The following is a 10,011-nucleotide window of genomic DNA, read 5'->3' as shown; positions in this document are numbered from 1 at the left end:
GGCCGCTCCACTTCATAATCCTGGATTACCTGCTGCAGGATAGCCATATCCTTCGGGCAGGCCTGGGCAAATTCTTCCCAGTTGATTAGCGTCAGCTGCTCGGGCATCTCTACCAGGCCCAAAATACAGTCCCAGAGGGCGTCCCAGCTTACCTAGCCCACGCCGTACCATTCAGGAAAGCTTAACTGCGTTTTGAAGAGTTCGCGCAGGTCCGTTTTGGTGATAATGCCGCGCAGGTCTAGGGTCATGCAACAAAGTAGGAAGGGTAGCAACGAGTATGGATATTGTCGAGCTATTCGGTGCTATCTAAGACGCTATCCTTATTTATTGAGCTACTATTTGCCTGTCTGCCCTTCCAAAGGTGCCCCATTGGATTATTCTTTATTTTCCTTCTTTATTCGATGCACCTTTTTACGCTTTCAACGCTGCGCCAAGCGAGCTGTATGCTGGTCATGCTTCTTCTGAGTTTGCATAACTTGGCTCGGTCTGTTCCTACCTGGCAAAATGCCCTCGTGACCGGCTCTGCGTCCCAAAACAACCGGTATAGCTTCGACGCGGTAGTGGATGCCGCCGGCAATACCTACGAGGTGGGTGATTTTCACGGGACGGTGGTGGTAAGCGGCACGACGCTCGTAATCCCTAGTGGCACCGATAGCGACGGCTACCTAGTAAAATATACCCCCACGGGCACTGTCGCTTGGATTAAGCAGCTAAGTTCGACCGGTTCTGAATCGGTCAAGAGCATCGCCCTTGATGCCGCAGGGGACGTCTATATTGCTGGCGACTTTGGGCCGTCCTTCTCCCTTGGCAACGGCGTCGGTCTTAGTAGTGGCTCCGGATTCATATCCAAAGCATTCGTGGCTCGTTACTCCGCGCAAGGAGCAGCCTTATGGGCGCACCAAACCAGTGCAACGGGCTATGGCGCCGTTAATGGTGGTGGCCTTGGCGTGGATGCTGCTGGCAACGTGTACTGCACTTATTTTGCCAATATTATCACCGTAGGCTCCACTACGTTAACCACGCTTAACGACAGCAAAGCAATCTTTCTGGGCCGGCTTTCCGGCAGCACAGGTGCCTTGCAGTCCCTTGTTCAGGCCTTTTTGTATGCCTCGCCAACTCCTACTGCTGTTTACTACCATTCCAGATTAGCAGTAGCCCCCACGGGCGAAGTTTACATTTCCACCTCTTTTAGTCACCCCGCTATCCTTGGCGCCACCCTTACCTGTCCGAATGCCAACGCCGACGTACTCGTGGCCAAGTACGGGACCCAGGGCAATTTTGAATGGGTCGAGCACCTAAGTAGTGCGGGCATTGAGTCGGTCGGCAACACCGTAGTAGATGGCAGTGGCAGCCTGTAGATCCTTAATTTCACGGATCCCTTTGCTGTCGGTGGGACTATCCTACCCAGCGCTGGGCTCTTTGATGGCTCTTTGATAAAATACTCGCCTCAAGGTACGGTGCAGTGGGTACAGCCTAGCGGGGGCCCGGGGGCCGATCGATTAAGCAGTGTGGCGCTTGATGCTGCCGGTAACCCCTATGTAACGGGGCTCTTTAGCAACGTAGCCCGCTTTGGGGCAACGACGCTCACCAGCGTCGGCAGTTCCAGGTTTTGCCTTCGTCGAGGCCTATACTCCCCAAGGGCAACTCCGCTGGGCCCAGCGGGCAGGCGGATCAGGCTCGGATGCTGGTAGCCATATCGGCCTAGATGCCAGCGGGGAGGTACGGGTGCTGGGCTAATTTGCCGGTACGTGTGCTTTCGGATCGTATTTACTCAGTACTAGTGCGCTTAGTGAAACCTTCTTAGCCCGCCTGAGCAGCGCCCCGCTGGTTACCCGCACCAACCAAACTATACCGATAAGCATGTATCCCAACCCGGCTACAATTGCTGTGCGCATTCCTTCAGTACCTGTCGGTCACCAAGTACAGTTACTGGATGCGGTAGGCCGGATAACCCACACGCTTCACGTAGCACATGACGCGACTGTATCGGTGCGAGGAGTAACGCCCGGACTCTATGTTGTGCATGCTTATAACGCATAAGGCCATCCGGTTACGGGTCGATTAATAGTAGAATAACTCTTGGCTTTTGCTTTAACCTCATCTCTACCTCATGTTCGCTATTCTGCTCTTGATGGGCAATATCGGTGCCGCCGAGTTGCTCAAACTGCAGCAATTACTTGAGCAAGATGTGCTCACGCCAGCCGAGCTTGAAGAACAAAAGCGGCGCCTGCGGCGCTAAAACCTCCCAATATAAGCGAACAGATATAACGGTAGGTTGCGCTGGTTGCAATACAAGAATATATCCAAAAGAGCCTTATGCGTCCACTAGATCGCAGGATCCACCGTATCGCTTCCACCATTTTCTTCTTCAGTACCGCGCTATATCTGTTGCCTAACTTCTATGGCATAATAAAACCCCTGAGGCTATTGCTCCAAGGCAAGATTGACTACAGCCTGTTGGTTATTCTGCTACTTATACCTATGCTCTTTGCCAGCCTCTTCCTAGCCATCGGTCTTGGAATCCGAAGAGGTAAAGTGTGGGCTAAGGGCCTCTTTTTACTGTATCCGGGTTGGTTCCTCTTTACGTTATCGCGCGACGCACCTTATCTAGCGCAGCATACCTTCTGGGATGTAAGCCGCCTGCTGCTCATTCTTGCCTTGCAATTCACCGTAGCTTTCTTTCTGTTCAAAGGCCCATTTACTCGTCGCAAACCAATTGCGTCGGATGCCGACTCAGGAGTACAGGAGTGAAAGAAGCTACCTAACGCCGGGCCATTCAGTTTAAGGAGGAGATATCGACTGCCCAGTATGTGACCCGTTTTTGAAGGGGTGTAAACCGATGCCCTGCCCCCTTCGCTCAAGTGGTCGAGTGTCGGACTCTTATCAGCGGGTTATCAGTTCGCTTCCGGCAGCGCCCACAGCATCTATTCACCAACATAGTAGCTATATTGGTGAGTGTGACTACACCTCTATCAGGGGCGATTACAAGGGAAGTATATTTGTAGGGAATTTTTACTCTTGGTACATGAAAATAGCTGTTATCTCGGCATTATTGATCAGTTTGCTGGCCTCCTCTACCGCTTGCGTCCCCCAGACGGAGACCATTATCTCCTCCCCGGCCACTAGACGGACGGCGTACAGTGTGCCGGCGGCGGCTATCGCGAAGCCCGAGGTTTCTCCGCTCCCCGTCACCGATGCCAACGGGCACACGACCACTATCTCAACGGACTCTCTCCCCCCGGCCCCCCGCAACTACTATCCCCCGGTACGCAATTCGGCGCCCAACTCGCAGAAATCCGTGAGGCGCCGGGGCTATCTGCCAACCAAGGTCCGGACCTACAAGCCTACCCGGCTCCGAAAGAAGAAGTAGGGAGGAGATGGTCTAGCAAAAACGGACCGTTCCAGGACTTCGTGAAAGCGCAACCTCTCATCGGTTTCAGGTCCCTTCCCTTTGTCTACCAATTCCGCAATAAAGCATCCAAAAACCGGGGCTAATAAGTAGGGTCAGAAAGAAAACAGGGTTTATCTTTCTGACCCTACTTATTAGCCCGTGCAGATGCCTCCCTCGGTTCACTTTGCTACTAGCTGCGAGTGAAGCGTACTTACCTGTATTGTGCGCAGGGAGAAAAATGGCAGAAATGAGGTGCGTACTAAAACCAGCCTTTTTGTGCCCAGAACGTCGGCTAACGGGCTCCTCCTTCTAGGGAGAGAGACGCCCGTCTCCGCGCACGTCTTGTACGAGTAACTGGAACGCGCGGATGAGCTCGACCGTGTCCATACTCGTGGCCACGCTATGGAATCCTTGCTCAAACCGCTGCCGCGTCCGCGTGCGATCGGCATAGATAAAGCAGTACTTGCCCGCGGCCTGGCAGGCGGCTAAGATGCGCTGCAGCGCGGCTTGCATTACGTCGGCCTCGAACTGCGCGGGCACGCCCAAGGCGATGGAGAGATCAAAGGGCCCAATGAAGAGGCCATCCACCCCGACCAGATTCACAATTTCTTCCACCCGCTCCAGGCACTCGCGGGTTTCACACTGGGGCAGCAATAGCGTCTCGCGATTGCTGCGTTCCAGGTAAGACCCCAGGTCGTGGAGAGCGGGCGAGTAGCTGAAGGCCGAGGCTCGAGACGGGCCAAAGCCGCGCTCGCCCAGCGGCGCGTACTTGCCGTACTCGACCAGGCGCCGGACCTCGTCTACGGTTTTGACGGCGGGAACAACGAGCCCCTGCGCCCCGAGGTCGAGCAGATTCATCACGGCGGCGCGGGAGGCATCCTTGACCCGTACCAGCGGGGTCAACTGGTGGCGTTCAGCGGCCAGGATCTGCGCGGCGGTTCCCTCCAAGCTTCCGGGGCCGTGTTCCAGATCCAGGACCACATAGTCGAGCCCGGCCAGGGCCAGGCATTCGATGATGGCGGTACCCCCGAGTTGGACAAACGTGCCGAGGGCGGGAACTCCCTGCTGCAAGGTTGCGCGAAGTGTATTGTGCATCCGGGCGGGGTTACAGTGGTGGGCCGCTGGTGGCCGCCGCAAGATGGTCATTTAGCGAGAACTCTTTCGCATGCTCCTCCGGCTACCCGTATCGGAGAGCAAAAGCTGCAGCAGGGTACACAGAAGCTGTTCGCGCTACAGCAGGGACTCCCGTAGTGCTGCCCGATGGGGTACAGTCGGCTCGTAAGGCTCGTGGCGGCCGGTAGCGGGAATACGCGGTGGGCGTCGGGCGCAAAGAAAGAGGATTTCTCCCGGCTTCGATTTCTTTGGGTGGCTTCTGCTGCCGAAGTTACCAAGTAACGAGTACACCTAGGCGGAGCAACAAGCCCAAGAGTAAGAGCTTTCGAAGCCGCAAAAGACAGCAAATCCGGGCACGGATTTTTCATCTCTCACTTGCTAAAGGCGAGCATGCTGCCCCTATACGACCTCAGCCAGCAGCGCCAAGGCAAACACGACACAAAAGAGTGCCAAGGGAACGAGTGAGGTGGTCGGGTGAAGCGGCACGGAATTAGGTCTTAACTTTCTTCTCTGATGGCCACTCCTTCCAAACCGACCAAGCGACACACTTATGATGCGGCCTTTCGCGCCGAAGCCTTGCGCTTAGCTAGCGAGAGCCGTTCCACGCAGGCAGCCGCTCGGGCGCTTATTAATCCTAAGCTACTCTATAAGTGGCAGCAAGCGGTGCAAACACCGGCCGCGGCCGCCAGTGCTAGCCTCGACCCGGCTACTGCTGCTGAATTACGCCAGTTACGGGCGGTCAATCGGCGGCAGGCCCAGGAGTTAGAGATTTTTTAAAGCCATTGCCAGTTGCCTGCTCTAAGCGCAGGCTCTCGCAGACCAACGACTAATGAACTGCTACTGCTTCATCGACCAGCACCGCATTAGCTACCCAGTGCGTCGCCTTTGTCAGGTGCTGCACGTAGCACCCAGTCGTTACTATGCTTGACGGCAACGCCAACGCCAAACTATTAGACCGAAAGAGCCGGCGTGGGAAGTGGCGTTGGACCAGACGTTTGCAGCGCATAAAAGACGCTATGGCACCCGTCGACTGCGCGTTGCGCTCCACCAGCAGGGCCACTGTCTGGGCCGGAAAGCGCTGCGCACGGCCATGCGCCGCCGAGGCTTACGTGCTTTGCAGCCTAAAGCCTATACGCCCCGCACCACTGACTCAACTCACGGCCTACGCTGTGCCTCCAATCGCTTGCTCGACCAGCCGCCTGTCGTGCAGGCCAACCGCGGCTGGGTGAGCAACATCACGTACTTGCCGCTGGCCAGTGGAGCGTGGGCTTGTTTATGCGCGTTCCAGGATGTGGCCAGTAAGCACGTCGTGGGCTGGCACGTAATGGCCACCATGCCCGAAGAGTTGGTTACCACCGCTTTGCAGCGCGCCTTGCTGGCTCAGCAGCCAACGGCGGGCTTACTCGTCCACTCGGACCGAGGTGGTCAGTACTGTCGTAACACCTATCAGGCGCTGCTGTACCGTCACCAAGCGCTACGCTCACAGAGTCGCCGCGGGAAATGCTACGACAACGCCTAGGCCGAAAGCCTCTGGTCACGCCTTAAAACCGAAGAACTCGAAGCCTGCGACTGGCCGGTATTTACCGACTTAGCCGATGCCCAGACCAGTGTCGCGAATTATTTCAACTACTACAAGCACCAGCGGCTACCTTCCAGCATTGGCTATCAGTTGCCGTACCTTGCTCACCAACAACTTGTTTAACCAACAATGCTAAACTGTCCCGTCTAACTGGCTCAGCTCAGCGGTACCCGTAGCGGTGGCTGGCAGCACGCGGAAGACAACTCATTTTGTACTCGACCAAGTGTACTGGAGAGTCTCTATATTGCGGCCGCGGGGCACTTGCACGGGTTGCTGGAGTATAAATAGTTGATGAACATAATGTTTATGATTGTTGCAAAACTCTGTGCAGTTCTTGCAAGCAGTGCTTCTGCTAGTTAGAACAGCTTGCCAATCCTGTTTTCTATGTCTTTCGCCAAGTGCTGTGACACGGATGAGCTTATCTTTTGACTCCTTCTAGGGTTTTGCAACAGCCACACATTTTACCACTTAGCAACCGAGCTCTAAGGTGTTTAGCATCCAACTGACCGGTTCGGTCTGCCGTTTCCCTTGCTGAGTGGTCTCATAGCAAAGTTGATGGGGCGGCGCCAAGCGCATCGAAGCGGGGTGCAAGCTGGTGAGGTTCTTTACCGGCCACTGGTAAGATGGAACGACAACTGCCACCCGCTTTTCGCCAACGCCATCTAGAAAAGGGCGTTGGCGTTGACTTTAAACCAAGGCAGAATCCATAACATGCGAGTCATCGGCTACTAACCCTGGCGTTATGCACGAGCGGAATCCTCGGTTTAGGAGGTGCCAAATAAAGTAGTGGGATGGGTGGTGGTGGGTACGGCTCAGGTGGTACGACAGGGCAGTTCTTCGTCGAATTCATCACTCAAGAACAAGGGGCAGCAGGCGGCGGTCAGTGGTACTACGTGCCAAATGCCTCTTCGTTAGGGGCCTGCAGGCTACTTCGTCATTGATTTACTCCCCGCGTACAAAGCTCTTGTGCAATAGCAATAAAACCTAATATGCTCGTAGAACAGCATTTAAATTAAGCAAAAACGCCATAAAAGTATATTTACGCAGCCTATTTCTTGGCCAAATAAATGGTTTGAGTGTACGCTCCGTTGGTCGCTACATCCCATGCCTCTAGGCGAACCCACGTGCGGTTGGTTAAGTTAACGGGAACGCGAAACAGTTGCTGACCAAATGCTGTCGTGGTAGTTAACTCCACCCGCTGGCGATAGACGCGCTGGCCATCCCCTGAAATAATTTCAGCAAAAGCCATAGGAAAAGTCCAATTTAAAGCGAATGACACTTCGGCCTTGGCTGGATTTGCGAGCGTGGTCGTTTCGCCGGAACTCTTCCCGTTTACCTTGAACTGAGGAATTAACACTTCTCCGGTGGAAGAAAAAAATTTTCCTTTTTCCATGGCATCTAGTACCGGGTGCCAACCTTGTTTAAAATCAGGCAACTCGGATAGTTGCAGGTAGTTTACGTTTAAGTGCGCATACATTTCGTTTTCAAAGGTGACCGTGAATAGATCGGCTTCGGAGATAACGGTCTTTTGCAAGCCCCAGTTATTCATATCGTCCAGTAGATCGAGGACCCTTTTTCCGAGTCTAGGCTGCGATAAATCTGCTGGAATAGCTTTCCAGGCGGCTCCCATAAAGCGGTCGGAGATGAAAAAGGCTTCGTCCTTGTATAAATCAGGGTAGCCAGTAGACCCTTTTGTTCGGGCGTGGGCCGTCCAGGCTAGGCCTTTTTCTGCTTGCAGCAGTTTTAACAGTTGGTTTTTATCACCCACATGATAGACTCGGCCGTACCGGGGATCTTCTTCTACAAACGGCTGCCCAGGTTCTTGCGCCATCACCCAATACACGGGCGTGGGAAATAACCCGAGCCAGTGGCCACCCAGAAATTCATTGGGTTCCTCCCCGGGCAGCAGCAAAAAGCTTTTATCTGAGGATTTGCGGCACAACTCGAAAAGCGCTGCCAGTTCGGACAGCCTTTGCGCATCCGGTCCTTTCGGATGCGCCGTGTAATGAAACTCCCCCAGATGAACAATATCCAAGCCGAGGCGCTTGAATACTTGCACGAACTCGGCCGTGTCAGGCTGGGGTTTGCCCGCTCGCATTACCTTCATTACGTATTCGTTATGAAAGTGGCTGGCCATCGTCTTATAGCCGGGTAGCTTAGCGTACGTATCGTTGTGGGTGTAGCGCTTGACGTTCGCCAACGAGGTTTTCGCCGAACCCTCCCCGATCAAGCAGTAGAAGTTCAGTTTCTGCTTGGTACCGGGGGGAGCGTTGAACCACGGTACAAAGCGGTTGTCGCCGTAAAGGTCTTGCCGAATGCCGAGGCCGTAACCCGGCAGCATATGGCGATAGTTGTTGCCATACCAGGTAAACTTCAGATTGAAAGCTTCATCGAGGGGATAGAAATACTGGTGGGGCGCTGGGAACACCGCTATACTTCCGTTCTGGGTTTCCCCGATAATTGTTCGGTACTTGACTGCCAGATTACGGCTGCTGTCGGTGGCTCCCGCCTTTAGGCTTTGAAGCTGATTATTGGTATCTGACCAGGCTAGGTTATTCCAAACAAGCTTTTGGCTTACCAGGCCCGCATCGTAAATGATAGCCGTGGAATCCACTGGGGTGGAAAGCACCGCGGCAATGTTGAGCAAGGCACTACCATGATATAATGTTATTTCCAAGGCCCCGCTGAAACTAGCGGCTTTCAAATCACCGATTCTTACCGTGGTCCGGCTGCCGATGCTGCTAACCGAGGTGTGCCGGTTGGTTAGGGTAACACGGTAGGACTTGAAGGGTTTTTTAGGAACTTTATCAAAGAAAATGTTCCAGCCGTTCTGGGAGATTAGGTCTCGCTTGCCAACCGTGAGCAGGAAGGCCGGATCCAGGTCAACTGCTATATTCCGGTACTTGCCGTCCCGACTGAGTTGTATGCACTTGAACAGGGGACGATTGGCAGCAAGATCAACTACTATCTTGCCTCGCTCGGTTCCCACAATGGGCCAGCTTACTTCCAGTTGATCGTTCTTAACGACCGTTGTAGCGCCGCCTGCCGCCCTAAACTCTTTTAAATCCACCATTTTCTGCGCGCGGAGCGAAGGCACTAACAAAAGCCACAGCAGGAGCAGGACACTTGATTTCACGGTTGACGAATGGCGGTAGCTTCTCAATGGGCGTCGGCAGATTAGAGGTAGCAGCGGATAAGGTAAGCCGTTCACACGTGCCTAACCTTAAGATATAGAATAAAATACATTCTCTGGGCTTGGCTCATTGAAGGTCGGGACTACACCGCCTTAACTAGCCTCTCGATGTAGAGGATGTAGAAATCACGCCTACCTATGCAGAAACAAGAAACAGTTATCAACGCCTGAAAAGTTGAGTTCAGCAACTAGATGCCAACAGGGTTCCTACGGAGACGTTATTGCGCGTTCTTTCAGCCTCTATTTTATGCTCGTAGCCAAGAGCAGGAAATAACTCCTACACCAGGTGGCTTGCGAAGTGACGCAAAGCATTCGATAAGTCGGCGGCTACAAGCTTGTAAGGTAGTCGGGTTAGGCTGGACAGTTTAGGGTAATTAGTTGAAGTTGTTGATGAGTATAACTCAATAGCGGCGTCTACTGGTGAGAAGAGCACTTCGATCATAGGACGCCCTCCTATCTGAAACGCCGCGGTGGAGTCAGCGGCGGGGAGTAGGCGCAAGTCGTAGCCTAAATGAGCAGTGCGGGAGTGGCCCACGCCTCGGCAGGGTGCCAGCTACGTGCCTAGCTTAAGTCCTACCTTATACGTACCACCGGGCATGGGGCGTGGTTCGGTTGGGTGGGCTGGTGAGGTCACGGTTGAGCTGGTAGGCGGCACTAATGAGCGCCAGATGCGTGAAGGCCTGCGGGAAATTACCGAGTTGCTCACCTTGCGCGCCAAGTTGCTCGGAGTAGAGG

Annotated in this window: 10 protein-coding genes and 2 pseudogenes; 9 read left to right on the top strand and 3 right to left on the bottom strand. The window is 54.1% G+C overall.

Annotated elements, in window-relative coordinates:
* A pseudogene (locus ACFE7X_RS24320) lies at nt 1–134 on the bottom strand (hypothetical protein); the annotation flags it as partial.
* 342 nt (nt 135–476) lie between these two features.
* Here ACFE7X_RS24320 and ACFE7X_RS24315 point away from each other — a divergent pair.
* From ACFE7X_RS24315 to ACFE7X_RS24290, 6 genes are all read left to right on the top strand, one after another.
* Nucleotides 477–1,358 (top strand): hypothetical protein, encoded by an 882-nt coding sequence (locus tag ACFE7X_RS24315; RefSeq protein ID WP_375438272.1) that lies wholly within the window; start codon nt 477–479, stop codon nt 1,356–1,358.
* Nucleotides 1,359–1,569: 211 nt separating this feature from the next.
* A complete protein-coding gene (locus ACFE7X_RS24310) occupies nt 1,570–1,737 on the top strand; it encodes a hypothetical protein (protein ID WP_375438271.1) in 168 nt (55 codons plus the stop codon).
* Nucleotides 1,738–1,860: 123 nt separating this feature from the next.
* Nucleotides 1,861–2,040 carry a T9SS type A sorting domain-containing protein gene (locus ACFE7X_RS24305; protein WP_375438270.1) on the top strand — a complete coding sequence of 60 codons (180 nt, stop codon included), beginning with the start codon at nt 1,861–1,863 and terminating at the stop codon, nt 2,038–2,040.
* A gap of 70 nt (nt 2,041–2,110) precedes the next feature.
* Nucleotides 2,111–2,239 (top strand): hypothetical protein, encoded by a 129-nt coding sequence (locus ACFE7X_RS24300; protein ID WP_375438269.1) that lies wholly within the window; start codon nt 2,111–2,113, stop codon nt 2,237–2,239.
* 77 nt (nt 2,240–2,316) lie between these two features.
* Nucleotides 2,317–2,751 carry a hypothetical protein gene (locus ACFE7X_RS24295; RefSeq protein ID WP_375438268.1) on the top strand — a complete coding sequence of 145 codons (435 nt, stop codon included), beginning with the start codon at nt 2,317–2,319 and terminating at the stop codon, nt 2,749–2,751.
* A 274-nt stretch (nt 2,752–3,025) separates the two neighbouring features.
* Nucleotides 3,026–3,370: a hypothetical protein gene (locus tag ACFE7X_RS24290; protein WP_375438267.1), complete on the top strand. Its 345-nt coding sequence runs from the start codon at nt 3,026–3,028 to the stop codon at nt 3,368–3,370.
* 330 nt (nt 3,371–3,700) lie between these two features.
* Here the strand turns inward: ACFE7X_RS24290 and ACFE7X_RS24285 are convergent, their stop codons facing one another.
* Nucleotides 3,701–4,486 carry an HpcH/HpaI aldolase/citrate lyase family protein gene (locus tag ACFE7X_RS24285; RefSeq protein WP_375438266.1) on the bottom strand — a complete coding sequence of 262 codons (786 nt, stop codon included), beginning with the start codon at nt 4,484–4,486 and terminating at the stop codon, nt 3,701–3,703.
* A 531-nt stretch (nt 4,487–5,017) separates the two neighbouring features.
* On the opposite strand from ACFE7X_RS24285, the gene ACFE7X_RS24280 reads away from it, so the two are divergent.
* The 3 genes and pseudogenes from ACFE7X_RS24280 to ACFE7X_RS24270 all read left to right on the top strand — a co-directional run.
* Complete coding sequence (locus ACFE7X_RS24280; RefSeq protein ID WP_375438265.1) at nt 5,018–5,281, top strand: transposase; 264 nt, start codon at nt 5,018–5,020, stop codon at nt 5,279–5,281.
* A 172-nt stretch (nt 5,282–5,453) separates the two neighbouring features.
* On the top strand, nt 5,454–6,023 hold the full coding sequence (locus ACFE7X_RS24275) for an IS3 family transposase (protein ID WP_375438273.1): 570 nt from the start codon (nt 5,454–5,456) through the stop codon (nt 6,021–6,023).
* A gap of 12 nt (nt 6,024–6,035) precedes the next feature.
* Nucleotides 6,036–6,206, top strand: a pseudogene (locus ACFE7X_RS24270) (hypothetical protein); the annotation flags it as partial.
* Nucleotides 6,207–7,131: 925 nt separating this feature from the next.
* On the opposite strand, the gene ACFE7X_RS24265 reads toward ACFE7X_RS24270, so the two are convergent.
* On the bottom strand, nt 7,132–9,219 hold the full coding sequence (locus ACFE7X_RS24265) for a hypothetical protein (RefSeq protein ID WP_375438264.1): 2,088 nt from the start codon (nt 9,217–9,219) through the stop codon (nt 7,132–7,134).
* Nucleotides 9,220–10,011: the final 792 nt, after the last annotated feature.

This window comes from uncultured Hymenobacter sp., assembly GCF_964242765.1.
GTDB lineage: Bacteria > Bacteroidota > Bacteroidia > Cytophagales > Hymenobacteraceae > Hymenobacter.
The sequence above is the reverse complement of the archived record's forward strand: the minus strand, read 5'-3'. Positions and strand labels throughout refer to the sequence as shown.

What these genes read in the sequence shown, in the direction of transcription:
- ACFE7X_RS24285 (WP_375438266.1), bottom strand. Translation starts at nt 4,486, where the DNA reads ATGCACAATACACTTCGCGCAACCTTGCAGCAGGGAGTTCCCGCCCTC.
- ACFE7X_RS24300 (WP_375438269.1), top strand. Translation starts at nt 2,111, where the DNA reads ATGTTCGCTATTCTGCTCTTGATGGGCAATATCGGTGCCGCCGAGTTG.
- ACFE7X_RS24295 (WP_375438268.1), top strand. Translation starts at nt 2,317, where the DNA reads ATGCGTCCACTAGATCGCAGGATCCACCGTATCGCTTCCACCATTTTC.
- ACFE7X_RS24280 (WP_375438265.1), top strand. Translation starts at nt 5,018, where the DNA reads ATGGCCACTCCTTCCAAACCGACCAAGCGACACACTTATGATGCGGCC.
- ACFE7X_RS24305 (WP_375438270.1), top strand. Translation starts at nt 1,861, where the DNA reads ATGTATCCCAACCCGGCTACAATTGCTGTGCGCATTCCTTCAGTACCT.
- ACFE7X_RS24290 (WP_375438267.1), top strand. Translation starts at nt 3,026, where the DNA reads ATGAAAATAGCTGTTATCTCGGCATTATTGATCAGTTTGCTGGCCTCC.